This window comes from Ignavibacteriales bacterium, from assembly GCA_026390815.1.
GTDB lineage: Bacteria > Bacteroidota > Ignavibacteria > Ignavibacteriales > SURF-24 > JAPLFH01.
Window position 1 is genome coordinate 1 of record JAPLFH010000054.1, and the last position, 26763, is coordinate 26763.

The 26763-nt window shown below is 34.2% G+C and carries 20 protein-coding genes; 18 read left to right on the forward strand and 2 right to left on the reverse strand.

Features of this window, described 5'->3' with window-relative positions; genetic code table 11:
• Both NTX22_16035 and NTX22_16040 read left to right on the forward strand, forming a co-directional pair.
• The coding region (locus tag NTX22_16035) for a T9SS type A sorting domain-containing protein (GenBank protein ID MCX6152036.1) at positions 1-3009 on the forward strand (3009 nt) is incomplete at its 5' end.
• A 338-nt stretch (positions 3010-3347) separates the two neighbouring features.
• Complete coding sequence (locus NTX22_16040) at positions 3348-4616, forward strand: hypothetical protein (GenBank protein MCX6152037.1); 1269 nt, start codon at positions 3348-3350, stop codon at positions 4614-4616.
• 42 nt (positions 4617-4658) lie between these two features.
• Here the strand turns inward: NTX22_16040 and NTX22_16045 are convergent, their stop codons facing one another.
• Positions 4659-4916 (reverse strand): zinc ribbon domain-containing protein, encoded by a 258-nt coding sequence (locus NTX22_16045; protein ID MCX6152038.1) that lies wholly within the window; start codon positions 4914-4916, stop codon positions 4659-4661.
• 136 nt (positions 4917-5052) lie between these two features.
• Between NTX22_16045 and NTX22_16050 the strand changes: the two genes are divergently transcribed.
• The 11 genes from NTX22_16050 (at position 5053) to NTX22_16100 (ending at position 12634) form a co-directional block, all read left to right on the forward strand.
• Positions 5053-5715 (forward strand): hypothetical protein, encoded by a 663-nt coding sequence (locus tag NTX22_16050; protein MCX6152039.1) that lies wholly within the window; start codon positions 5053-5055, stop codon positions 5713-5715.
• A gap of 113 nt (positions 5716-5828) precedes the next feature.
• Entirely contained in the window at positions 5829-6776 is a 948-nt protein-coding gene (locus tag NTX22_16055; GenBank protein ID MCX6152040.1) for a ribose-phosphate pyrophosphokinase, read from the forward strand.
• Between the two features lie 30 nt (positions 6777-6806).
• A complete protein-coding gene (locus NTX22_16060; protein MCX6152041.1) occupies positions 6807-7442 on the forward strand; it encodes a 50S ribosomal protein L25 in 636 nt (211 codons plus the stop codon).
• Between the two features lie 5 nt (positions 7443-7447).
• Positions 7448-8020, forward strand: coding sequence for an aminoacyl-tRNA hydrolase (pth, locus tag NTX22_16065; protein ID MCX6152042.1), 573 nt, complete (start codon positions 7448-7450; stop codon positions 8018-8020).
• A 148-nt stretch (positions 8021-8168) separates the two neighbouring features.
• Complete coding sequence (gene rpsF, locus NTX22_16070; protein MCX6152043.1) at positions 8169-8576, forward strand: 30S ribosomal protein S6; 408 nt, start codon at positions 8169-8171, stop codon at positions 8574-8576.
• Between the two features lie 30 nt (positions 8577-8606).
• On the forward strand, positions 8607-9089 hold the full coding sequence (locus NTX22_16075; GenBank protein ID MCX6152044.1) for a single-stranded DNA-binding protein: 483 nt from the start codon (positions 8607-8609) through the stop codon (positions 9087-9089).
• A gap of 4 nt (positions 9090-9093) precedes the next feature.
• Positions 9094-9312, forward strand: coding sequence for a 30S ribosomal protein S18 (rpsR, locus tag NTX22_16080; protein ID MCX6152045.1), 219 nt, complete (start codon positions 9094-9096; stop codon positions 9310-9312).
• 12 nt (positions 9313-9324) lie between these two features.
• Entirely contained in the window at positions 9325-9768 is a 444-nt protein-coding gene (gene rplI, locus NTX22_16085; protein ID MCX6152046.1) for a 50S ribosomal protein L9, read from the forward strand.
• A gap of 244 nt (positions 9769-10012) precedes the next feature.
• Positions 10013-11830: a carbamoyltransferase gene (locus tag NTX22_16090; protein ID MCX6152047.1), complete on the forward strand. Its 1818-nt coding sequence runs from the start codon at positions 10013-10015 to the stop codon at positions 11828-11830.
• Positions 11831-11878: 48 nt separating this feature from the next.
• On the forward strand, positions 11879-12295 hold the full coding sequence (locus tag NTX22_16095) for an SxtJ family membrane protein (GenBank protein ID MCX6152048.1): 417 nt from the start codon (positions 11879-11881) through the stop codon (positions 12293-12295).
• 180 nt (positions 12296-12475) lie between these two features.
• Entirely contained in the window at positions 12476-12634 is a 159-nt protein-coding gene (locus NTX22_16100; protein ID MCX6152049.1) for a DUF5989 family protein, read from the forward strand.
• Here NTX22_16100 and NTX22_16105 read toward each other — a convergent pair.
• On the reverse strand, positions 12631-14568 hold the full coding sequence (locus NTX22_16105; GenBank protein ID MCX6152050.1) for an SGNH/GDSL hydrolase family protein: 1938 nt from the start codon (positions 14566-14568) through the stop codon (positions 12631-12633). The two genes, NTX22_16100 and NTX22_16105, sit on opposite strands and share 4 nt — an antisense overlap.
• Before the next feature lie 238 nt (positions 14569-14806).
• Between NTX22_16105 and NTX22_16110 the strand changes: the two genes are divergently transcribed.
• The 5 genes from NTX22_16110 to NTX22_16130 all read left to right on the forward strand — a co-directional run bounded on the left by NTX22_16110 (position 14807) and on the right by NTX22_16130 (position 26694).
• Complete coding sequence (locus NTX22_16110) at positions 14807-17611, forward strand: TonB-dependent receptor (protein ID MCX6152051.1); 2805 nt, start codon at positions 14807-14809, stop codon at positions 17609-17611.
• Positions 17612-17623: 12 nt separating this feature from the next.
• Positions 17624-21235 carry a hypothetical protein gene (locus tag NTX22_16115; protein ID MCX6152052.1) on the forward strand — a complete coding sequence of 1204 codons (3612 nt, stop codon included), beginning with the start codon at positions 17624-17626 and terminating at the stop codon, positions 21233-21235.
• Positions 21236-21249: 14 nt separating this feature from the next.
• Complete coding sequence (locus tag NTX22_16120; protein ID MCX6152053.1) at positions 21250-22251, forward strand: PorV/PorQ family protein; 1002 nt, start codon at positions 21250-21252, stop codon at positions 22249-22251.
• 330 nt (positions 22252-22581) lie between these two features.
• A complete protein-coding gene (locus NTX22_16125; GenBank protein ID MCX6152054.1) occupies positions 22582-23877 on the forward strand; it encodes a T9SS type A sorting domain-containing protein in 1296 nt (431 codons plus the stop codon).
• A 429-nt stretch (positions 23878-24306) separates the two neighbouring features.
• Positions 24307-26694: a T9SS type A sorting domain-containing protein gene (locus NTX22_16130; protein ID MCX6152055.1), complete on the forward strand. Its 2388-nt coding sequence runs from the start codon at positions 24307-24309 to the stop codon at positions 26692-26694.
• Positions 26695-26763 lie beyond the last annotated feature (69 nt).

Genomic DNA, 26763 nt, shown 5'->3' on the forward strand with positions numbered 1-26763 from the left:
AATCAGGCACCAGTAGTAAATGCAGGGATAGACCAGACAATAACATTACCAACCAATTCAGTAACATTAAGTGGAACAGTAACAGATGATGGATTACCGAATCCACCGGGAACAACAACCAATACGTGGACACAAATAAGCAGACCAGCCGGAGTAACATTCGGTAATGCAAATTCATTAACAAGCACGGCAACATTTCCGAGTTCAGGAACATTCAATTTGATGCTAACAGCAAATGATGGTTCACTATCAAAGACAGATACAGTAAAGATAACTGTTCGTCAAAATCAACCACCACTCGTAAATGCTGGTCCGGACAATGCAATATCACCACCAACAAATAGTGTAACATTGAATGGAATAGCATCAGATGATGGATTACCAAATCCTCCTGGAACTTTAACTAACTCATGGACCCAATCAAGTGGTCCTTTAAGTGTTACTTTTCAAAATGCAAATGCTTTATCAACTATAGCAACTTTTCCAAAATCAGGAACGTACAAGCTTGTTCTAAGCAGTAATGATGGGCAATTTACATCTACAGATACAATTGTAATTAACATTACAAAACCACCAGTTGTAGATGCTGGTTTGAACCAACAAATTACATTGCCGGTAGATTCTGTTTTGCTTACTGCAACTGCCGTAGATGACACTTTACCAAATCCACCAGGTAAATTAGTTTTTGCCTGGACAAAAATAAACGGACCGGGATTGATTACATTTAATCATTCTGATTCACTTAAAACAAAAGCTACTTTTTCTTTGGCAGGTACATATAAAATTCGTTTTGCAGCAAGTGATGGTATTTTTCAATCAACAGATAGTTTAATTGTTGTTGTAAAATCAGCACCGACTATTCCGGCATCTCTTAAAACAGTTTCAATTCCTGGTCCTGATAAAGTTCTTGGTTTTGATCTTACTCAGTTTATAGTAAATAACGATGCTGCTATAAAATTGGGTAAAGCATTATATTGGGATATGCAGGTTGGAAGCGATGGAGTGCAGGCTTGCGCTAGCTGCCATTTTAATGCTGGGGCTGATACAAGAAGCAAAAATCAAGTTCATCCGGGAGTGTCTGGTACATTTGGATTTGGTAAAGCTCCAAATTATCAGCTGTCAATGAATGATTTCCCTTTTTCTAAAAATAGAACAGATGATGATATTGTTGGTTCTCAGGGAATATTTAAAACTCAGTTTACGGATATAAGTGTGGGAAGTGATGTTGAATCTGGAACGCTTCAAGCTGATAATACCTTTAATGTATCCGGAGTAAACTTAAGAAGAGTAACAGGAAGAAATGCACCATCTGTTATTAATGCAGTATATACATATAGAAATTTCTGGGATGGAAGAGCTAATCCGGTATTTAATGGTGTTACTCCATTTGGACCAAGAGATCAATCTGCAAAAGTATTAAAAATAATTGGTGGAACAGTTACACCAGTTACAATAGCAGTACCTTTATCAAGCCTGGCTTCGCAGACCGTTGGTCCACCGCTAAATGAAACGGAAATGTCATTCAATGGAAAAACATTTGCGAAGTTAGGTAAAAAACTTCTTGCGCTTAAACCGCTTGCAAAGCAATTAGTTAGTTTAAGTGATAGCAGGTTAGGAACATTATCCAGAAATCCTTTACCTGGACTTGATACAAGCATAAGTTACTCATCGTTAATTAAGACTGCTTTCAATTCCCAATGGTGGAATTCGAATAATGTAATCACGTTTGTAAATGGGCAGCCTGTTATTTCTGGACCTAAGGGGAGTCCACTTACAACAAATGAATTTACACTAATGGAGGCAAACTTTTCTATGTTCTGGGGATTGGCAATCCAGGCATACGAGCAAACCTTAGTTTCAAACGATTCTAAATTTGATAAATTTAGAGAAGGTACGGCTACTCTAACTGCTCAAGAACAACAAGGATTAAATTTATTTATGGGAAAAGGTAAATGTATAACTTGCCATTCCGGTCCAGAATTTACAAACGCATCTGTTTCTGCGTTCAATCAAAAAGGTCCGATTGACAGAATGATTATGAAAAACGGAGATCCTGCTATTTACGATCTTGGTTTTTATAACATTGCTGTAAGAGCAACAAATGAAGATTTAGGAATTGGAGCTGATATATTAAACTTTCCACTTTCTTTCAGCAAACAGTTGGTAAATGGAACGGTTATAGATTCAATTCCTTTTAATGCGAATAATTTCCAGATTGCAGGAGCAATACAACCTGGGGAAAGAATTGCGGTTAATGGAGCTTTCAAAGTTCCATCACTTAGGAATGTGGAATTAACTGGTCCGTACTTTCACAGTGGTTCAAAAGCTACTTTAAAAGAGGAGGCTATTTTTTACAATGCCGGTGGGCTTTTTAGAAACGCAAATGAAAATCTAAATGATATGCCGCCGGATATAACAGTATTAAATTTGGCATCCTCAGAAGAAGATGCTATCGTTGCTTTTCTTTTAACATTAACGGACGAAAGAGTGCGAAACCAAAGTGCTCCTTTTGATCATCCTCAAATATTTTTACCGAACGGACATCCGGGTGATCAATTTTCAGTAACTAATGATGGCAGTGGTAAAGCCACAGACAATTTAGTTGAATTTGCTGCAGTAGGTAGTTCCGGTGGAACACCAATTTCTCCATTCTTAAATGGCAATCCTTTCCTTGCGAAAGCTGGTGCTGAATTGGAAATTAACAAAGAAAAGGATGTTGAACAGCCGAAAGAATTTTCACTTCAACAGAATTTTCCAAATCCGTTTAATCCAAATACAAAAATTAGGTATTCACTTCCATCAAATAGCAGCGTTAAACTAATCATTTATAATATGCTTGGGCAGGAAGTTCGTGTTCTTGTAAACGAAATTCAGGAATCCGGGAGTTATGAAATAAACTGGGTACCAGATGGAATAGCGTCTGGAATTTATATTTATAGATTGGAAGCGAGAGCCAATGGTGGCACAAGTAATTTTATTTCTTCAAAGAAAATGATTTATTTAAAATAGTTAATAACAATAAAGCGAGGTTTTTTTTAACCTCGCTTTATTGTTTTATGCAATCCTTCCGGCTATATTAGAAATGATTTAATGACTGGTACCAAATCACAACATATTAGTTTAACAAGATTGATTATTTCAAAATTTTTATCTAAACTCAATTAAAGGTTAATAGTATTGCAGTATTTTAATGCACAAAACCTAATGATTTAGTTTGCAAAATTTTACCTATAGGTTTTACATTTCCCTTAACGAGGGTCTATCAAATTCGATGATGAATTAAATGTTTTATAGATGTATAGATGATAAAAATATATTTTTACCTCCCGCATTTTTTAAAAATTCTAATGGTAAACGTTTATGGATTCATTTTAACCCGGAAGAGGTACACGAAAAAATTTTTCCAGATTCTTGATTTTTATCTTACAAATGACAAAACTGAAAACTTTCAGCTTGATTATAAAAAAATATCCAATTTAATAAACGGCTCAAAATATTATTCACTTAAAAATGAAAATGATTTTTACAGTACTCCATTACTAAATAAGCTTAATGCTAAATTGAGCTATAAGGAAATTATAAACCAAAAATTTGTTAATAGTTATTTAAGTACTTCCGGAACAACCGGTGAAGTATTTAAATATCCGGTCTCGAATGAATTTTTATATCATCAATGGGCTTTGTTCTGGAAGTTTAGAATAATTAATGGCATTAAATTTAATAGTTGGTGTGCTTATCTATACGGAAAACCGCTAATTGAAATTGGAAAGGTTAAACCACCTTTTTGGATTAAAGATTATTTTACTAAACAACTTCTTCTTTCTTATCCTCATCTGACTGAAACAACGATTAAAAAATATTTAGAGTTAATAAAAGAAAATAACATTAAATGGATTCATGGTTATCCTTCTGCATTAATCCAGATGAACAGCCTTGTGCAAAAATTAAAGTTGGAAGATTTAGCCAGAAGTTTAAAACTAATTTTAATTACCTGCAGTTCAGAAGTTATATATGAATACCAAAAGAAAGAAATTGAACTGACTTTTGGTTGTAATGTAAAACAGTTATATGGATTAACTGAAGGAGCCGCAAATATATTTGAATGCGAACACTCTAATCTGCATGTTGATGAATCTTTTTCGTTTGTTGAATTTATTAAAGTAGATGGAGAAGGCTCTTGCAAAATTGTTGGAACTAATTACCATAATAAAGCTTTCCCATTGCTAAGATACGATACTGGTGATAATGCAATAGTATATAATTCAGATTTTCAATGTCCATGTGGAAGAAAATCAAGAGTGGTTAAAGAGATTTCCGGAAGAGCTCAGGAAGCGCTTTTCTTAAAAAATAATACCAAGTTAGTTACGGCTCCTCTAATCTTTAAAAAATCTTACAACATCCGGAGAGCTCAAATAGTACAAAAACAAAAAGGAGAGGCTGAGTTTTGTATTATTAAGGGACCCAAATACACTTTGAAAGATGAAAAAATTCTAATCAGTCAAATAAAAAACTATCTGGGGAGTGATTTTATATATAACATTACTTATATGGAGAAATTAAAAACTTCTGTACAAGGTAAGGTACCGTTTATTATTAGTGAAATTAATGGGAAGTAATAATTTAACTCAGGCTTAATTAATATAAAAGGTACATCGGCTTTAATCTTTCTTTGGTGGTGGTACAGTACTCTTTTTAGGTGTTTCTGATTTTGTTTCCTTAGATGGAGTTTTACTTTTATTTTTATAATCTGTTTGATAAAACCCAGATCCTTTAAAGATTGGACCGGACCCAGAACCAATTAATCTTTTTAGTTTTCCATTGCATTTTGGGCATATTTTAATATTTTCTTCCGTCATCATCTGAAAAATTTCAAAAGTATAGTCACAATTTGTACACTTATAATCGTATGTCGGCATTCTTTTCCTCTAAAGTATTTACAAAAATACTAATTAAAAAAATCGGTTAAAAGTTCCCTTAATATTTTTCTTCATATGTATTGCAATAGTGCTGCTATTTTAACAATTTTGATTAACAAATTTCCATCTACGTATTATGAAAAAGAAAATCTATTTTATATTTGCGCTTTTATTATTTATTCCAGGTTGCTTAAACTATTATCAGGAAACTACTTTAAAGACAGATGGCTCTGGTGAAATGTTTATCCATTATTGGATGAAAATGGCTACAGCTCAGGATTCATTGATTGTAAATCAATTTGGTATTTTTAATTCTGATTCTATTAGTAAAGAATTTACTTCTAAGTATAATACAATAGAAAACCTTGAGGTTTATAATGATGGAAAAGATAGTACTATTCATGCCAAAATTGAATTAAGTTTTAAAAATATTGACTCATTAAATAATGCAAAAGCATTTAAGGAAGCAAATTTTTCTCTTAAAGATGGCGCAGCAGGACAGAAAATTTTTTCGCAATTCATATCCCCAGCAGCAACAGGGTTTGGTTTTGATGCAAGCCTGTTTTCTATTGTTTACGTTTATTACCTGCCGGGTGAAATAATTACGCATAATGCTCATGCGAAAAGTTCAAATAAATTAACATGGAAATATAAACTGTCAGAAATTGGAATGGGAAAAACAATCACAGCTTCTTACCGTCCTTTCAAATTAAAAGAAACTCCGGTTTGGATTTTTGTACTTGCCATACTTGTTCTATCAGTAGTTATAGTTTTTCTTTTTAGAAAAAATAAATCATAAAAACCTTGTTTTTAGATTTTAAACAAGCTAATTGCAGATGAATCAATTTGTTGACATACCTTTTAGTTTTACTTATATTTAACCCTTCTTTTTAAGATGAATATTAAAAATTAATGTCAAAAATTGATTTTAGAATTTTTTCAGGAAGTTCTAATCCTAAATTAGCAGAAAGGATTGCCTCTAATCTTAAAACAGATTTAGGTGAAATTGAATTACAAAGATTCAGCGATGGTGAGATTTGGGTAAAATATAAAGAAAATATACGCGGTTTAGATATTTTTATTATCCAGTCAACTCATCCACCGGCAGAAAACCTGATGGAACTGTTGATTATGATTGATGCTGCTAAAAGAGCATCCGCAAATAGAATAACTGCTGTAATTCCTTATTTTGGATATGCCAGGCAAGATAGAAAAGATCAACCCCGGGTTTCAATTACTGCAAAATTGGTTGCTAATTTAATAACAATTGCAGGAGCTGATCGTGTAATTACAATGGATTTACACGCTGCTCAGATTCAGGGATTTTTTGATATTCCTTTTGATCATCTTTATGCATCACCGATTTTTTCGGGATTATTCAGAGATCATAAAGAAAACTTAGTACTTGTTTCTCCGGATATTGGTGGAATAAAATTAGCCCGCTCGTATGCAAAAAGACTTCAGGCTAATTTGGTTGTAATCGATAAACGAAGACCAAGACCAAATCAAGTTGAAGCGATGAATATTATTGGTAGCGTTCAGGATAAGAATGTACTTATAGTTGATGATTTAATTGATACTGGCGGTACTTTTGTATCGGCAATTAAGGCATTAAAAGAACAAGGTGCAAAAAAAATTTTTGGTGCTGTTACTCATCCTTTACTTTCGGATGATGCATTCAATAGATTAGAGAAATCTGATATTGAAAAAATTTATGTTACAGATACCATATATTTGGACGAAACAAGAAAATCAGAAAAATTTGTTGTAAGAACAGCTTCTGAAATATTTTCCGAAGCTATTTTAAGAACACACAGACACGAGTCAATTAGCTCCTTATTTGAAATTGATAAGGGATAAGGTTTTTTGAATTAATTTACTGGAGAAAACATGGCTGAGATTACATTAAATGCCAAAGAAAGAATAATAAGTCGTAAAAGCGCCAACAAACAATTAAGAATAGGTGGAAGAATCCCTGGTATATATTACCATAAGAAAGACGCACCAATTTCTATAGATGTTGCCGAAGCTGCACTTAAACCTTTTGTATACACATCCGAAACGCATATTATTTCCCTCGCTGTAGAGAATCGGGTTGAATTACCTTGTATCTTGAAAAACATTCAATTCGATCCAATTACAGAGAAAATAGTGCATTTTGATTTATTGGGCATTTCGCGTGATGAGAAAATTGAAATAGAAGTTCCACTATTATTCATAGGAAATCCTGTTGGTATTAAACAGGGTGGAATGTTGCAACAAATAATTCATAAAATTCTTGTTGAATGTTTACCTGCCGATATACCAGAGCATATAGAAGTAAAAATTGAACAACTTAGTATTGGCGATGCAATTCATGCTGCCGATATTAAAATTGATAAGGTTAAAATATTAAATGCTCCAGATGCAGTATTAGTAACCGTAGTACCACCTAAGGTTGAAAAGGAAGCTACGCCTGCTGAAGGTGAAGAAGTAAAAGAACCAGAAGTAATTACTAAAGGCAAAGTAGAAAAAGAAGAAGAATAATTTAATTGCGTGCGGTAATCGGTTTAGGTAATATTGGTAAACGATACGAATTTACAAGACACAATGCTGGGTTTTTATTACTCGATTTTTTCGCAAATCAAAACCGGCTTTTATTCTCATCTTCCAAACAAAATTATTATTATGTGGCGGGAGAATTACAGAATTTTCCTTTTGTGTTAGCTAAACCTACTACGTTTATGAATCTTAGTGGTATAGCCGCTGTGGAATTAACAGAAAAATATGTTATAGATAAAAATGATTTATTAGTGCTTTGTGATGATGTTCATTTAGATTTTGGCAAGTTGCGGATACGCCAATCAGGCGGCGATGGTGGTCATAATGGAATCAAATCGATAACTTATCATCTTAATTCCAATCTGTTCCCTCGGTTAAGAATTGGTATTGGAAAAGATTTCAAAGATGGGATGATGACTGATTATGTATTGGATAAATTTAATGATGATGAAATAGAACAAATGAAAACATCTTTCAAATTCTGGAGTAACCTGATAGCTGAATTTATTAAAGGTGGAACCAGTTTGATGCTAGATTATTACAGCAACGCTATTAAACTTTAACAATAAGTCGGATATTATTTTTTATATTAAAGTACTTGATTAAGATGTAGAAATTATAGAATTTTGCAAAGCATATAAATAACAATGTACAAACCCTGTTTCTCGCATTTGCGGGAGGCCATTAGTCCAAAGGGAGGTGAACCAGGACATGCAAAAAAACAACTACGAAAGCGCAGTAATAATAAATGCTGCAATCGAAGAAGATCAAATCGAAGCTGCTATTAAAAGAATCGAAGATATAATTCGTGTTAATGGTGGTGAAATGGTTGACGTTGACAAATGGGGCAGAAAAAGACTCGCATATACAGTCAACAAAACAAAGAGCGGTTATTATGTTATTATTAGATTTGTTGCACCGCCAGAATTGATTTCAAAACTTGAAAGGATGTACCAGTTAGATGAATATATCCTACGCTACTTAACAATCAAACTTGATAAATTCGCTTTAGAATATCTCGATAAAAGCAAAGCACTAAAAGATCAAGAAAAGCTTGATGCTCTTTTGGCTGAATCGGCAGAAACTTTACCAGGTGAAATTTTAGCAAACGAAGTATAAAAACTAAACGATTCTATGGAGGATTAAAGCATGAGCGATTTGAAAATGCCCGAATTAAACAGTGTATTGGTAGCAGGAAATTTAACTAAAGATCCTATCTTCAGACAAACTTCCAATAATACACCTGTTGTTAATTTTTCTATCGCGGCTAATAGAAAATACAAAGACAGCTCTAATCAATGGCAAGAAGATGTATGCTATGTTGGTGTTGTTGCATGGAATAAATTAGCTGAAAGTTGCAGGGATAGACTTAAAAAAGGTTCTGCAGTTCTTGTAGATGGCGAACTTCAAAGCAGAAGTTGGAAAACTGAAGATGGTCATAACAGAAGTATTGTGGAAATAAAAGCCAAGAGAATCCAATTTTTAAATAAAGTTGGTCGGGCTCCAGGCAATGGCGAAAACGGTACAATTGAATCAGTAGAAGATGATTTGGATTACGAAGATAATTCATTTGATAAATTTTTGTCGGATGAAGAATCAGAACTTTTAAATAATAAACAACATAACGGTTAAGAGTATGAAAAATAAACGAGTATGTAAATTTTGCGAAGCGAATATAACCTACATCGATTATAAAGATGAAAAAAGATTGGTTAAGTTTTTAACAGAACAAGGTAAGATTATCCCCAAGAGAATTACTGGTACCTGCACAAAGCATCAAAGGGAATTAGTTAGCGCTATTAAACGAGCAAGACAAATAGCACTTCTGCCATACATTTCAGAAGCGTTGAAGTAATACGGAGGAATGATGAAAGTAATATTAAGGAAAAATTTTGATCAACTTGGGCAAATAGGTGATGTTGTAGAAGTTAAAGATGGTTTTGCACGCAACTTTTTGATTCCGCGCAGTATTGCTTACGCAGCTCAAAAAGGAAATGTAAGAGCACTTGAGGAAGAGAAAAAAACATTTACCAAAAAGAAAGCCAAAGAATTAATGGCTGCAGAAAGATTAGCCGCAGAATTTGAAAAAATTTCAATCACTATTCCGGTTAAGGTTGGTGAGGAAGATAAAATTTTTGGAACTGTTACTAATCAGATGATCGCTGATTCACTTAAAGAGAAAGGTCACGAAGTCGATAAAAGAAAAATCGAAATTCCGGAAGCCATTAAGTCTTTAGGAATTTACAGTGTGAATATTAAACTGCATCCAAGCGTAACTGCGGTTATTAAAACCTGGGTTGTTCGCGAATAGAACATTTAATAAAATGTTTACAAGCCCCTATATCATTAGGGGCTTTTTTATTGTTGGATGAATGACGATAATTTTATTTTTGAATAACAAATTTGATATTTAACATCCACAATATTTTTTCTTAATTTTCGAATGAAAATTTGAAATGAAAACAATGTTTGAAAAAAAAGTTTGTAAGCCTAAATTTCTTGATCGTAACGTTAGTACGGTTGGTTGGATTTTAATTAAAGTATAAAAGAAATCGATGAACATTCTTGGTATTTCAGCATTTTATCATGATAGCGCAGCAGCTCTTGTTGTTGATGGAAAGATTGCTGCCGCCGCTCAGGAAGAACGCTTTACACGAAAGAAACATGATCATAACTTTCCAATAAATGCAATTAAATATTGTTTACAATCAAACGGCATCAAATCATCGCAGCTTGATTATATTGCATTTTATGATAAACCCTTTCTAAAATTCGAACGCTTGCTTGAAACATACCTTGCTTATGCTCCGTTAGGAATAAAATCTTTCATTAAGTCAATGCCGCTGTGGATAAAAGAAAAGCTCTGGATGAAATCATATATTGAAGAAGAGTTGCAATACTATGGAAAAATCATTTTTCCGGAACATCATGAATCTCATGCTGCCTCCGCATTTTTCGCTTCACCATTTAAGGAAGCTGCTTTTCTAACAATGGATGGTGTTGGTGAGTGGACTACCACAAGCTATGGCATCGGCGAAAATAACAGAATTGAAATTCTAGCTGATATAATTTTTCCACATTCAATTGGAATGCTCTATTCTGCTTTTACTTTTTATACGGGATTTAAGGTAAACTCCGGCGAATATAAAGTGATGGGCTTGGCTCCTTATGGCGAACCAAAGTATAAAGATTTAATACTTACCGAACTGATCGATTTGAAAGAAGATGGATCATTCAGGTTGAATATGGAATATTTTAATTACTGTGCCGGACTTACTATGACCAACAAGAAATTTCATAAATTGTTTGGTGGTGAACCAAGAAAGCCTGAAACAAAACTAACTCAGCGCGAAATGGATTTAGCACGCTCTGTTCAGGAAGTAGCAGAAGAAGTAATGCTGCGTGCAGCAAATCATGTTTATAAAGAAACGAATAAAAAATATTTGTGTCTTGCCGGTGGTGTTGCTCTTAATTGTGTTGGCAATGGCAAGTTGTTAAGAGAAAGTCCGTTTGATGATATTTGGATTCAACCTGCTGCCGGAGATGCTGGCGGAGCACTTGGTGCTGCTTTGTTTGTATGGTATCAATATTTGAATAATGAAAGAATTGCGGATAATAAAACTGATTTTCAATTAGGTTCTTATCTTGGACCCGAATATTCTCAGCAGGAGATTGAAGTATTTTTAAATAATAATTCTATTCCATTTCAGAAAATTGAAGAAGAAAAAATTCCATCTATTGTTGCTGATTTGATTGCACAGGAAAAAGTAATTGGATGGTTCCAGGGAAGGATGGAGTTTGGACCAAGAGCGCTTGGCTCCAGAACAATAATTGGCGATGCACGTTCTGCAAGAATGCAGGAAACGATGAACCTTAAAATAAAATTCAGGGAAAGTTTCCGTCCATTTGCACCATCTGTTTTATATGAAAAAGTTTCTGATTATTTCGAACTTGATAAACCAAGTCCGTATATGCTTCTTGTTGCTGATGTTAAAAAAGATCGGCAAAAAAGTATGGATGCTGATCAACAAAAACTTTTTGGAATTGACAAATTAAATGTAGTTCGTTCAGATATTCCGGCTGTAACTCATATTGATTATTCGGCAAGAATTCAAACAGTTCATAAAGAAACAAATCCTCTTTACTGGCAAACAATAAAAGAGTTCGATGAAAAGTATGGCTGCGGTGTAATAGTAAATACTTCGTTCAACGTTAGGGGCGAACCAATTGTCTGCACACCAAACGATGCATTCAAATGTTTTATGCAAACAAATATGGATTATTTGATGATGGGAAATTTTTTAATTGATAAAAATCAGCAAAAAAATATTATAGAATCTAAAGATTGGAAGAAGGAATTTACACTTGATTGATTCCTAAAATTATTTAAAAGAGAAGTGAATTAAAATATAAGTTTTGATATGATAATTGAAGAAATAAAAAATATTAAAAGCACAAAAAAAGATTTGCGAAGTTTTGGTTTAACGATTGGAATTGCACTAATCATTATTGGTTTAATCATATTTCTGTTGAAAGGGAATATTAGTAAACTTTGGTTCGGTGGAGGTTTAATAATTATTCTTGTTGGATTAACCTTCCCAATATTATTACTCCCGCTTCAAAAATTCTGGATGGCTTTTTCAGTAATTTTAGGATGGGTATCTACACGAATAATTTTAAGTTTAATTTTTTATTTTGTATTAACGCCAACAAGGTTTTTAGCAAAGTTATTTGGGAAAAATTTTTTAATTCTAAAATTTAAAACGGAAGAAAAATCTTATTGGCAAAAACGAGTTAAGAAAGAATTTAATCCATCAGATTACGAAAGACAGTTTTAATCTCTTTTGGGTTAATTCCCCGGCCGCTTGCGGCGTATCTTGCTTTTGCTTTTTGGGGTTGATACCCCGTCCGCTTGCGGCGGGGTAGTTCATTAGAAACATGGAAATTGAATTATTAATTACTACAATATTTATAAAATCAATTAGTAATTGAGTTTTGGAATTTCATTTAGGAAAATCATGAGCAAATTATCAATACTTTCAGAACTTTGGCAATTCTTAAAAGTACGTAAGAAGTGGTGGCTGATGCCAATAATAATAATCCTTGTATTGTTAGGAGGATTGATTATTCTAACTCAGGGTTCGGCGCTTGCACCATTTATTTATGCGATATTCTAATTTCTTTTAATACTATTTAATTGCATTTGCAGTTTTTTAGCACCTGGAAAATTGGGATCAATTTCTAAGCATTGATTAATTATGTTTAGCGCTAAATTATATTCCTTCCTTAATACGTAAACACCAGCTAGGTTGTAGAGAACCTGCGTATCCTGACCATTGAATCCTAAACTTGTTTTAAGATATTGTAATGCATTCTCAGTTTTATCTCTGGATAGACTTATTATTCCCAACCATTTTGTGGTGAATGCAGTTTGTTCAATTTTATTATATTCAATTAAAAAATTATAAGCTAATTCGTATTGCCTAAACATCAACAATTGGTTAAGTGCAAAATCATAATACTCATTAATAAAAGGATACTGATCGGTTAGAACTCTAACCTCTTCAGCAAACAAAGAATAATTTTTATTCTTTAAGTAATATTGTGCTATATCTCTATGTGCTCTTTCCCAGGGAATTTTACCATCAACAACTTTTATCGCAACAGTATCAACATAAGTATGTAGTTTAATTATTTCATTTGGGGATTTAATTTGATTTTTATTTACAAATGGCCAGTCATTCTTTAAATATGCGATCCTAAAATTCCCAATTGTAGAATCAAGTTGCGAAAAATGATATTGATGAAGCACTATACTATCCTGCGTTTTATCCTGAAGATTTACCGGTTCACCTTTGGGTAGGAGATTTATTTCTTTCATTTTTTCAAAAAACAATCTCCCCAATATTTGATAACCAGATAATGTAGGATGGAGATGGTCGGTCATTAAATTATTGCCTACTATGCCATCAGGACTTATTGAATTGAAATATTTATCGACATCAACAACTGGGTAATTATAAGTTAGTGCAAGCTGATTTATAATTTGATTGATTTTCTCAGGTGCGCGAAAGCGAAGTGCGTCTAAATCTTTTGCATATCTAAATAAAGAATCGGCTTGTTTCCTATTGCCCATTTTTAATTCTGATTTTGCTTTTTCAAAAATATTTTTTGCTGCGGGTAAATTACCCTCTGTTGTAGAAATAAATGGTTCCTGATCTTTTAAATTATATGCTAACGTTCCAATTATTACTGGTACACTTGCTTTGTGTGTAATATTAAAAATATCATTCAGGTTATTCTCAAACTGCTTTATTCCTTTTTCAAATAAGCTGGAGTGAAGTGGAATCATTTGATCTTTTGCCATTCGAGCCATCAGTGTTCCGCCTTCAGTTGTTTCTTTTGGAGATGAAAATAAATTTGCAACCGACTTGATTGCATTCCTTAATAATTCTACAGATTTAAATTTATTTAACCAAAGAACAAAGTTTATAATTTCTCTTGAAGTTCCTAATGATTCCATTGAACCAACACCAAGAGCACCATAGTATTCATTGTGTCCGGTGTAAATTAATATTAAATCTGGTTTTTGTTCCAGCACACCTGGAAGCATATCTTTTAATGCATAAGAATTTATTGCAGACATACTTAGATTAATTATTTCTATAGTATTGTCAGGATAAAGAAGTTCAAGACGTTTTTTAATATAAACTGCAAAAGATCCATTTGGAAGAAATGGATAGCCCGCTGCACTGCTTTCCCCTAAAATAAAAACTCTAAACGCATTTGTTTTTTTTACTTTATCAAAAACATTTTGGTTGGAGTAAGGAATTCCCTTTGTAGAAAAAAAATATCTATAAGCAATTTGAGGATTGAGCATTATTTTATCATTAGTAATCTGAACCCATTGATTATAAGTGTTTCCGTAATTAAATATTTGTAGTGAAGTTTCAAGTATTATAAGAAATACAATTGGAATTAAAACAGGAACAGCATAAAACCATTTTGGATATTTAGAAGATTTATTTGATGCAAGAAAATCTTTTATAATTTTTTGAGAAATTTTTAATTCAGATGCTATTTTTTCAGTCGTCAATTTATTTCGATTCATTAAGATCCAATCTTTTTGCTTTTGGGTTAATTCCACTTTTTCTCCGGGTTAATAACTGCATTAAAATATTCTTGGATAATGTCAACGGTGAAATGTATTAAATAATTTCTACCTTTTAAAATAAAATATTCCGTTTTTACTTTACACTAAGTTTTGTTAAGTTATAAACACTAAAAAGTAAATAACTAGTATATTATAATGGTTATAAAACAAAATCATCTTTCGAGATGGAGGTATCATGAGATATAAGCTACATTTTTATCTTTCCTTTCTTATGCTTCTCCTAATTTCTTCTACAAATCTTCCTTATTACCTTGGAACTACAGGTAAAATTTCAGGACGGGTTACAGATATGACAAATGGCGAGGGAATTCCATTTGTAAACATTGTTGTAGAAGGAACATCATTTGGAGCAGCATCAGATGTGAATGGATATTTTAATATTATTAATCTTCCGCCGAATGTTTTTACAATTAAAGCTACAGCAATTGGTTACAATCCTGTAACTATTTCTAATATTAAAGTATCAATCGATCTAACTACAAATGTTGATATTCAAATGTCAGAAACCAGTATTACGCTTAAGTCGGATGTGGTTATTGTTGCTCAACGACCACTCATTCAAAAAGATCTGACAGCTTCAACTTCAATTGTTGGAAATGATTTAATAAAAGAACTTCCTGTAACTGATGTGGGTGATGTTCTTCAATTGCAGGCAGGTATTGTAAACAGTGGCGGTGGTTTACACTTGCGTGGTGGCAGAAGCGGTCAAATAGCTTTTCAAATTGATGGCGTTCCGGTAACAGATGCTTACGATGGAAGCAACGTTATTGATGTTGCAACAAACTCAATTCAGGAATTACAAGTTGTAAGCGGTGCATTTAATGCCGAGTATGGGCAAGCGATGTCTGGTATTGTAAATATTGTTACTAAGGATGGTGATAATACTTTAACTGGTAGTGTACAGGCTTATGTTGGTGATTATGCTTCGAATAAAAAAGAAAAATTTTGGTACATTGAAAATATCAATCCGGTTGCCATAAGAAATTTTGAAGGAAGCTTAAGCGGTCCGATTGTCAAAGATCAATTATATTTCTTTTTAAATGGACGATATTTTTATAATACTGGTTACTTGTATGGAAGGCAAACTTTTCTAACTACAGATAAAGCAATTGAACGACCAGGTTCTAATGGAAGCGACTTTATTATTACTCAGAGTGGTGATAGTAATAAATATGTTCCAATGAATCCCAACGAAAGAATATTTGCGCAGGGTAAACTTACCAGCAGGTTATTTACTGGTGTTAAATTAAGTTATAATTACATTATTGATTTACAGAATTATAAAGATTATAATGGAGCAAACCGGTTAACACCTGATAATAATAAGCAAAGATTTAGAAAAGGTTATACTAATACACTTGCCTTAAATCATGCACTTTCTGCATCAACTTATTACACTCTTAATTTATCATACTTCTTTAAGGACTATCGAGACTATTTATATAAAGATATAAATACAAATGATCCAAACAATCCAACCCAATATGTAAATAATGATATTTTAAAAACACCACCATATAGTTTTAATATTGGTGGAACAGATTGGAGTAGATTTACAAGAAACACGAGCACTATCGGTGCTAAATTGGATTGGACAACTCAGCTTACTCAACAATTAAATATTCAATTTGGAATTGATGCCAAGCAGCATCAATTGTATATGCATAGCATTACTTTAATTCCAGATAGGAATGAAGCAGGCCAATTTATAATGTCCGTTCCACCTATCACGTCCGATCAGAATAATGAGTACTTACATAAACCACAGGAAGGTTCATTTTATATTCAATCCAAGCTGGAAGCATTCAACCTTATTTTTAATCTTGGTGTTCGCTTAGATATATTTAATCCTGATGGCAAGATTTTATCTGATCCAACTGATCCAACTATTACTTCACCATTAAAACCTGCAAACAGATTCCACGATCTTAATGGTAATGGTGTTCAGGATTTGGGTGAAACAGATGTTACACTTGCAGAACGCCAAGCATATTGGTATAAAGATGCAAAAGTAAAATATCAATTTAGCCCGCGTATTGGTTTGGCTTTTCCTATTACTGCCAAAGGTGTAATTCACTTTTCCTACGGACATTTCTTGCAATTACCTCCTTACGAACTTATGTATGAAAATCCGGAATTTGAACTTGGTACTGGTTCCGGTATACAAGGTACTTTTGGAAATGCAGACTTGAATCCGCAGAAAACAATCAAAGGTGAAATTGGATTGCAGCAACAGATTGGTGACGATATTTCTATTGATCTTACAATGTTCTTTGAAGACTTTAGAAACTTAACTGGAACACAATCTGATGAAATACTTGTCCACGGAAGAAGCAGAAGTTATTTCAAATATGCAAATTCCGACTTCGGCTTTTCTAAAGGATTTATTGTAAAGTTTGAAAAAAGATTTTCCGGTGGACTTTCTACAAACTTAGATTATACTTATTCAGTTACAAAAGGTAATGCATCAAATCCGCAGGATGCCAGAAATGCAATTGCAGCCGGGGCGTTACCAGAAACATTTATCGCACCGTTAAACTGGGATCAGTCGCACACTTTAAATATTTCAGTAGCATACACTGAAGCCAGGGATTGGGGATTTTCAATGATCGGAAATTTTTATTCTGGTCAACCTTTTACTCCGGGTGTTAACAAAAATACAATTATTTCCCAGAATGGTTTTCCCAGAAACAGTGAAAACAAACCGACTATTTTCAATTTAGATTTACGATTATATAAAGATATTCCATTTGGAAATACTACTATTTCGCTTTTCCTTAAAGTATTTAATCTGCTCGATCTGGATAATGCTACTGGTGTTTACGATAATTCCGGAGATCCGGTATTTACTTTTGATATTGTCGATGCCAGAAAAATTCAACCAAAGCGATTTTATAATACTTTAGTAGATTACTACAATAATCCTACAAACTTTTCTGAACCAAGAAGAGTTGAATTTGGATTATCTTATAATTTTTAACAAGGGTTAAATATGAGCAAAAAGAATTTTATCAAACTTATTTTAGGATTGTTACTTTGTAGTTCCTTCACAGTGGCACAAAGAAGAAGCAATCCTTCTGACTATACACCCTGGACAGGAATCCATGACGGAAATCGAATAAGAATTTCCTTTCATGATGATGGACAGATATCAGGCTTTTTATCTGGTGTTGATGTACGTGGTGAATGGCCTAATGGAAGCGGAGAAAATTATATTGGTGATTTAATTCCACTAATTGGAGTTGAATTTATTAATAAACTTGGAGATACATTACATTCAGTTTCTATCTCGCGTGGTCCTCGCAGCCATGAGTCTGAAGAAAGACATCCAAGGGATAACCATTTTTGGGGTTTCAATCCAAGACCAGGTTTCCGTAATAATGCCTTGGATATTGGAAAACAATCTCCGGCAATGAGTCATTTGGATTACACCTGGCCCACCGAAGGTTGGAACGATCCGGTAGCTGCTAATTGGAAAGACGATAAAGGTGCAACCCAGTGGTTCGGTTATTTTGGGCGAGGTATTAGAATTAGAGATGGTGAGGAAAGTGTTTATGAAGCAGATGACCAATGGGATGATGAATTTAACTTTAAAAATTTTGATGAAGCACAAGGTGCTTTATTTTTACCAGATAGTTTGGATGCAACACGCCACGGAATGGGATTAACAATGCGTGTTCGGGGATTCCAGTGGTCTAACTTTCTTGCCGAAGATGTTTTATTCTGGCTCTTTGCTATTACTAATGAAGGAACTACAATTTACAGAAAAGCAGCTTTTGGTAATGTTGTTGGTACTCTTGCTGGCGGTGATGGTGATAGCGGTGATGATCTTGGCGACTTCTATCCTGAAGAGTCAATTACATACTCATATGATGCTCCTCCGGGAATTGGAAACCATGGACAGAAAGTTGGTTATGTAGGTTATGCATATTTGGAATCACCAAGCAATTCCCTTGATGGAATTGATAATGATAATGATTCCAAAGATGGAAGCTCACCTCGCTTTGTACAAGCAGATTTTGATTCAGTAACTTACCGTGCAGGTGATCAGGTTGTTCTTATAAATCCCAAAACATATGAAAGAACACTTCACCAAATTAAAATTGGTGGTATTGATACTGTTTTTTCTATGGGAGTAATGTTTACTATTAAACCGGGCAAGTATTTCCGGGAAGGAAATATTGCCAGGTACCAACCCACACCAAATGGTCAAATTGCTATACCAGACACTAGTGCCTATGATGGAATAGACAATGACCTGGATGGCTTGATTGATGAAAATGAATCTATAAATTATAAAACTAGAATTTTAAAAGGTAACGATCCAGTTAAGTACAGAAACTATATTACCGGCGCTGGAATGAGTGATCTTTTGATTGATGAAAAAAGAGATAATGATATTGATGAAGATGGTGATTGGGATCCCAAATTTGATGACGTTGGAATTGATGGTTTAGGTCCTTATGATAATGATTATCCCGGTGCTGATTTTGGTGAAGGAAATGGTCGTCCGGATCAAGGTGAACCAAATTTCGGAAGAGTTGATCCACACGAATCAGATCAGATTGGACTTACTTCATTTAACTTTTTTAATCTAACAGTTGCTCCGGATATGCGTGATGATGAAGGTTTGTGGAATAGAATGAGCCCAGGTAGATTTGATGTAATCCCACCAATTCCACAGGATGGTGATTTTATTTATGCATCAGGATATTTTCCATTGCTGCCATCTAATGGAGATCCGAACGTAAAACAAATTTTTTCTACTGCTTTATTGTTTGGTGAAGATTATAACGATATAGTTGCCAACAAAAAAATTGTTCAGCAAATTTATGATCAGGGATATAAATTTCCAGAAGCGCCAGTAGCACCAAGAATAACTATAGCTGATGACGATGGAAAGGTTGTTCTTTACTGGGATGGCGCACCTACCGAAACTTCTCGGGATTTTATCACAAAGAAACAAGATTTTCAGGGTTACAAAATTTATCGTGCAACAGATATTACTTTTCAGGATGCAAGAGAAATTACAAACGCCCAGGGAAATCTTTCCTTCGATAAACCACTTGCTCAATATGATTTAATTGATAGTGTGAAAGGATATTTTTATCCAAGCCAGCGTTTATTAGAGCAAGCTGGTGGAACAACATTCTGGTTAGGCAGCAATACTGGGATTGTAAACAGGTTTGTAGATTCAAATGTTGTCAAAGGGCAAACTTATTATTATGCTGTTTGCGCCTATGATCAAGGTGAAGCTGCGTTGGATATTTTCCCATCAGAAAATTCTAAACAAATCCGACGTGCGAATACCGGCGAAATTATTACTGCTGTTAATACTGCTTATATTACACCGGGTGCAAGACCAGTAGGTTACAGCAAAGCAAAATATTCTGATTTACAAAAGTCACCTAACTTTATAGGTACTGGTGATGTTGAAGTTGAAATTATTGATGATAAAGCTATACGAAATGGTTTTTCTTATGAAATTGCATTCCAGGATACTGGTGTTCAATCTTATACTACTAATTGGTCGTTAATAGATTTGCAAACTCCGGATACAGTTTACATACCTCTAACCAAAGAAACAAAGATTGTAAATCCAACAGAAACATTGCAACTTCCTGTTGGTACAGACACAATTTTTGTTAATAAACTTGCACACAAAGTAACTGGTGATACTTACACAGCACCTTATGATTCGCTGGTTGCCCGATCCCAGGTGTTCCTTGGTAATACACCTATTCAACATGGTTATAGAGTTTTGCTTTATAATGATGCTGTTATTAAGCAAGATACCGGTAATTCCAAGTTTGAAGGCATTGGTGGTGATCCTGCTCCGAAATATAACTTTACTGTTCTAAAAGATGTAACTAATCCACAGAACAATGGAACAATAGTACCAAGTGATTATCAGGTGGAATTTTATAATACTATTGTTGATACCTCTGTTGCAGATACTTTATTTCCGAAAAGCAGATTGTCAAATAGGTTTCCTGCTCAACCGGTTAAATTTAAGGTTAAAAACCTTACAAGAAATGAGTATATAGATTTCTTCTATGGAACATCCGGTGTTTTAACAACGATTCATTCTATTTTCTTTAAAGAGCATATTCTTGGTAAATACATAAGAACGTGGAAGGTAGATATAAGTTATTCGTTACCAAAAATTCCGTTAGAAACGCAAGGCAAGCTAACACTTTCTACATTAAAACCTTTTAATCATTCAGACCGGATTAGATTTAAGATGAAAGGTTCAGAAATAGAAAACTCGCTTGCAAAATCTCAAATGGATTTAATTAAAGTTGTTCCCAATCCATATATAGTTACTCACGAAGCAGAAGCTCGTTTGTTATCAACACAAACCAGCGGGCGCGGGGAAAGGGAAATAAGATTCACTCACATTCCCCCGGGTTCAAAAATATCAATTTTTACTGTACGAGGCGAACTGATTAAAACATTGCACCACATTGATCTTTACGTTGGTGATGTTTATTGGAATTTACGTACAGAAGAAAATATTGATGTTGCTTATGGTGTATATGTTTATGTAGTTGAGGCTGAGGGCATTGGTAAAAAAATCGGCAAGTTTGCCCTAATTAAATAATTGGAGACAACACTATGAAAAAAATAATATTAATAAATTTTTTACTGATTGGCTGTCTGATTGGGCAAAATAAAGTTGGTTCTACCGCTGCACCTTTCTTAAATATTGCAGTTGGACCACGCGCAATTAGTATGGGCAGCGCATTTGTTGCTACTGCTAACGATGTAACTTCTTTATATTATAATCCTGCTGGTGCTTCGCGACTTAACAGCAACGGCGCATATTTTTCACATTCCCGATGGTTTGCAGACATTAATTATAATTGGGCGGGAGCCGTTCTAAATATGGGTGATATGGGTGCTGTGGGTTTGAGTTTAACTTATTTGGATTATGGTGATATGGAAGTTACTAACCTTAATGAACCTGATGGAACTGGTGAATTCTTTAATCCATATGATTTATCTTTTGCTTTTACTTATGCGTATAATTTAACAGATAGATTTTCAGTTGGCGGTACTGTTAAATATGTAAATCAAAAAATCTATAACTCATCTTCAAGTGCCGTTGCAGCGGACTTGGGGGTACTTTTCCTATCGGATATTTATGGTTTACGAGTTGGTGCAAGTATTTCCAACTTTGGTACTGATATGAAACTTGATGGAAAAGATCTTTATGTTCAGCACGATATTAACCGGAATATTTTCGGAAATAATGAACAGATTCTTGCCAAGCTTAATACTGATTCTTATCCTTTGCCTCTAACATTCAGGATCGGTATTGCTATGGATGCAATTAATACAGATATGCATCGTATTACTATTGGCGCCGATGCCCTTCATCCAAGTGATAATTCTGAATCATTAAATATTGGTGGTGAATACAATTTTATGAAAATAATATCTTTGCGTGCTGGTTATAAAGCGCTATTCCAGGATCAAAGTGAAGAAGGTTTAACGTTAGGCGCCGGACTTAGTTATGAGTTTAATTCCGGAGTGGGATTGATGGTGGACTACGCCTATCAGGATTTTGGAATACTAAAATATACACAGCATTTTTCATTAGGAATAAAATTTTAATTCCCGGATGAAAAGGAGAAAATAAAAGGATATTTTATTTCGGAAAGTTGAAGGATATAAATTTGGTCTTTACCTATTTTATCGAAAGAGTTATTAATGGTATTATTCTGGAAAGATGAATTCTTTAATTAGTCTTCAAAATATGTTCAATACTTTGTTCCTTGAAAATAATATGAAACAATGAAATGTTATTTGTCTTTTTTGCATTTTGAAATTAGATAAGTTCCCAATAAAGACTAAAATATTTTCTGTAAAAAGTTCTTTGCAGAAAACAAAATTTATTTTATTTTACACTTAACTTTTTATAAATAAATCAGGAGGAGCTCTATTATGATGAAACGTATTCTATCTATTTTTACTGTATTGGTTATGTTTGTTTCAATTAGTAATGCACAATGGACGAATCAGGGTGCATGGCCTAATGCAAGTTTGCTTGGTGATGGAAGTCATGGAATTGCTGTTGATCCGGATGGTAAAGTTTGGAATCAAACTTTTTCTCCAACAAAACTATGGACGGGAACAGATACCATTGTTGTTCGTCAAATTTTGGTATTTAATGCAGATGGAAGCCCCGCATCATTTTCACCTATTTGGCGTGGTACTATTAACGGGGTTGTGGATACTTTAAAAGGAAGCAATGTACGTGGTATGCGAAAGGACCTCGATGGAAATATTCTTTATGTAGATGGATTGAAAAATATGTACCGGTTTAATTATAAAACCGGGGAAATGATGAATAAAGTTAAACTGGGTGATAACGGATTGGCTACTTCGCCTCTATGCCCTGCAGTAGATGCGGCTGGCAATATTTTCGTGGGTGGTGTTGTTGCACCTGCTCCAGTGCTGGTTTACGATAAAGATTTCAACTATCTATATAATGCTCTTGATGCTTCCCAAGGTTATGCAAGAACAATGGAAGTATCCGCAGATGGCAACACAATATACTGGTGCTCTTATACTTTAGCAGGTATTTATATTTATCATCGTGCAGATGAATTTTCTGCTTATGACTCTGTTGGGTTAATCCCTGGTTTTAAAACTGAATCCATTGTTTGGCATCCAGTTACAAAACATCTTTGGGCTTCTGGTGGTTCATGGTTTTCTCCTGCTGGCGCATTAAGTGCAACATATCAACTATCAAACAATACATGGTATGAATTGAACCTGGATAATATGACAGTGACAGATAGTATGAAATGGATTTATACAACACCCGATAGTCCGGATGAAAGACCTCGCGCAATTGATTTTAGCCCGGATGGTAAGACTGCCTATGTTGGATGTTTTGGTACAAGTGGATACCCACTAATGCAAAAAATTATCTACACTGGAACAGGTGTTGAAAAAGTTTCTGACATTGTTACCAAGTATGAATTAGGACAAAATTATCCAAACCCATTTAACCCAAGTACAACAATTAAGTTTAGCGTGCTTGAAACTGGATTGGTTACTTTAAAAGTTTATAACACACTTGGTCAGGAAGTTGCAACCTTGTTGAATGAAGTTAAAGGTGCGGGTATTTACGAAACCAATTTTGATGCTTCTAAATTAACAAGCGGAACTTATATTTATACGATTACAACTGCAAACTTTTCTTCATCAAGAAAGATGTTGCTTATTAAGTAATTTTTAGCATTTACTATTTTTAAAAGCCGGTTTATCCAGCCTGTTTTAGGCAGGAATGTAACCGGCTTTTTTACTTTAAATACTAGTAAACCTTTAATGCGACATAAATAAAATTCATCATTTAATTGAGACAAAATCCAATTTATATCCAGCAAGGTATACTAAAATTATTACTAACAAAAGTAAGTCTAAAAGTCGCAATGCCTAATTCAAATTAAAAGTTGATTCTTTTATTATCTAAATTTTTGATTAGGATATTATTTGAATTATTTACTATCTTTACACTGAATTTAAGAGGGGTAAACGTTGGAAGGATATATATTATTGCTTTAATTAATTATTAATATTTTTTAAAAAAGGGTTTGTAAAAAACAAAAATTATTCTATTTTAGCACTAACGATTCATAAACAATTAGGAGGAGTTCTATAATGATGAAACGTATTCTATCTCTTTTTGCACTTTTGGTTCTGTTCGCTTCAATTAGTCAAGCTCAGTGGACAAACCAGGGTCCTTGGCCCGATGGTAAAATTTCGGACCTTCATGGAATTGCTGTAGATCCTGATGGTAAGGTTTGGGCAGCTCCATATACATTTACCGTTGATAGTCTTGTTGGACCACCAACTAGATATCTTAAACCCATTTTTGTTTACAATCCTGATGGAACAGAAGCATCATTTTCACCAATTAAATTTCTTACAATTGGTGGCGTTGTAGATACTTTAAGATATTCCTGCCGCGGTATGAATGCCGATGCAGAAGGGAATATTCTTTTTGTGGATGGCTTTTGGAGTATGTATAAAATCAATTACAAAACTGGAGAAGGAATGCTAAAGTTAGCAGGCGACCTTCCTTGGTCTCCAACTGCTCCTGTTTCAGATGCTGCTGGTAATATTTATGTTGGCGCTGTTTTAGGTGGAAATCCTGTTCAAATATACGATAAAGATTTTAACTTTATTCAAAATGCTGTTGATGTCATTCCAGATTATGGTAGAACATTGGCAGTCAGTTCTGACGGCAATACATTGTATATACCAAGGTTTGGTAAGAAATTAACTTACGTATATCAACGTGCCGATGAATTTTCAGCATATGATTCTGTCGGTGTTATATTTGATGGTGGTATGACCGAATCGATGACATGGCATCCAATCACAAAAAATTTGTGGGCAAGCTGCGGTTCTTATTTTGATAAACCAACCAAACCCCCATATACTCCAAATTCATGGTATGGTTTAAACCTTACTTCAGGTGTTCTTACAGATAGTTTTTATTTAGCACCTTCAACTGCAACACCAGAAAATGAAAGACCACGTGGTATTGCCTTCAGTCCTGATGGAATGACAGCATACGTAGGAACATTTGGTGGAAGCGGAATGCCGTTTATATCAAAATTCACAAAAGGCGGCGGTGCAGCAATTCCTGTTACATTCCAGGTTGATTTATCTGTTCAGGAAGCACTTGGCAATTTTACTCCAGGTACCGATCAGGTTGTGGTACGTGGTAGCTTCCAGATAGATGCTGGCGATGCTGCTGATTGGGCTGGTACAATGTTCACATGTACAGATCCAAATGCTGATAAAATTTATACTGTTACTGCAAATTTACCAGATGCTAAAGCAGGAACAGCTTATGCATTTAAATTTGTTATCATTAAAGGTGGTACCGACAATTGGGAAGGTATTTCTGATAGACCATTTACATTAACCGGTCCTACCCAAACTCTTGACGTCGTATTTTTCAATAATGTTGATAAAGTTGGCAAAGAAATCGACGTTACATTTTCTGCTAATATGGAATATGAAATAGTTTCCGGTCGTTTTAATACTGCTACCGATACTATGACTGTTAGAGGAAGCTTTAACGGATGGAGCGGTACTGATTTAATGTCACCAAATCCAACCAGTCCAAATTTCTATGAAATTACAAAGAAATATACTGTTGCTGCTGGTGAAACTTGGAATTATAAATATGCCTGGATTTACGGAGCAGGCGGTGTAAATTGGGAAGGCGATCCTAACAAGACCTATACCTTTACTCAAGATGATTTAAATGCTGGTTCTGCATTTATTGAACGTACCTATAATGACAATACTCCAGAAACAATTACTAATTTCCCTGTTACAGTTAAATTCCAGGTAGATGTAACTAATGCAGTTTCTTCAGTTACAGGTAATGCATTTACATCAGTTGATAATGTATTTATCGCTGGCGCTGTTCCTCCACTAAAATGGCCTGGTGGTGGATGGCCCGATGCTGATTTAGCATTAGTTCATTTCTTATATGATGATGCTACACATGGCGATAAAGTTGCTGGTGATAAAATATGGACAGTTGATTTAGTGTTCCCACAGTATTCACCTTTACGTATACAGTACAAATACGGTGCTAACTGGGGATTACCTTCAAATACCGGTGCTAATGATAACGAATCATCAGTAGGTACTGATCACTTTATCAACCTTACACCTCAATTAACAACTGCCGAAGTTCTGAATATTTGGAGTACGATGGGTGATACACCTCTTGGTGTTGAAAAATTACCAGAGCTTCCAGTTAAGTATGAATTAGCTCAAAACTATCCAAACCCATTTAACCCGAATACAACTATTAAGTTTAGTGTTTTGGAAAGTGGTATGGTTACTTTAAAAGTTTACAATTCTCTTGGACAAGAAGTTGCTACATTGTTAAACGAAGTAAAGAGTGCTGGTGTTTATGAAACTAATTTTGATGCTTCAAAATTAACCAGTGGTACTTATATCTATAAGATCACAACACCTCAATTCTCTTCTACAAGAAAGATGATGTTAGTAAAGTAATTGTAAGCAAGTTACTTTTTATTAAAGCCGATCTGACCAGCCTACTGCAGGCAGGAATATGATCGGCTT

Coding starts and splice junctions, on each gene's coding strand:
- NTX22_16040 (MCX6152037.1), top strand. CDS start 3,348: ATGGTAAACGTTTATGGATTCATTTTAACCCGGAAGAGGTACACGAAA.
- NTX22_16045 (MCX6152038.1), bottom strand. CDS start 4,916: ATGCCGACATACGATTATAAGTGTACAAATTGTGACTATACTTTTGAA.
- NTX22_16050 (MCX6152039.1), top strand. CDS start 5,053: ATGAAAAAGAAAATCTATTTTATATTTGCGCTTTTATTATTTATTCCA.
- NTX22_16055 (MCX6152040.1), top strand. CDS start 5,829: ATGTCAAAAATTGATTTTAGAATTTTTTCAGGAAGTTCTAATCCTAAA.
- NTX22_16060 (MCX6152041.1), top strand. CDS start 6,807: ATGGCTGAGATTACATTAAATGCCAAAGAAAGAATAATAAGTCGTAAA.
- rpsF (MCX6152043.1), top strand. CDS start 8,169: ATGCAAAAAAACAACTACGAAAGCGCAGTAATAATAAATGCTGCAATC.
- NTX22_16075 (MCX6152044.1), top strand. CDS start 8,607: ATGAGCGATTTGAAAATGCCCGAATTAAACAGTGTATTGGTAGCAGGA.
- rpsR (MCX6152045.1), top strand. CDS start 9,094: ATGAAAAATAAACGAGTATGTAAATTTTGCGAAGCGAATATAACCTAC.
- rplI (MCX6152046.1), top strand. CDS start 9,325: ATGAAAGTAATATTAAGGAAAAATTTTGATCAACTTGGGCAAATAGGT.
- NTX22_16090 (MCX6152047.1), top strand. CDS start 10,013: ATGAACATTCTTGGTATTTCAGCATTTTATCATGATAGCGCAGCAGCT.
- NTX22_16095 (MCX6152048.1), top strand. CDS start 11,879: ATGATAATTGAAGAAATAAAAAATATTAAAAGCACAAAAAAAGATTTG.
- NTX22_16100 (MCX6152049.1), top strand. CDS start 12,476: ATGAGCAAATTATCAATACTTTCAGAACTTTGGCAATTCTTAAAAGTA.
- NTX22_16105 (MCX6152050.1), bottom strand. CDS start 14,568: ATGAATCGAAATAAATTGACGACTGAAAAAATAGCATCTGAATTAAAA.
- NTX22_16110 (MCX6152051.1), top strand. CDS start 14,807: ATGAGATATAAGCTACATTTTTATCTTTCCTTTCTTATGCTTCTCCTA.
- NTX22_16115 (MCX6152052.1), top strand. CDS start 17,624: ATGAGCAAAAAGAATTTTATCAAACTTATTTTAGGATTGTTACTTTGT.
- NTX22_16120 (MCX6152053.1), top strand. CDS start 21,250: ATGAAAAAAATAATATTAATAAATTTTTTACTGATTGGCTGTCTGATT.
- NTX22_16125 (MCX6152054.1), top strand. CDS start 22,582: ATGATGAAACGTATTCTATCTATTTTTACTGTATTGGTTATGTTTGTT.
- NTX22_16130 (MCX6152055.1), top strand. CDS start 24,307: ATGATGAAACGTATTCTATCTCTTTTTGCACTTTTGGTTCTGTTCGCT.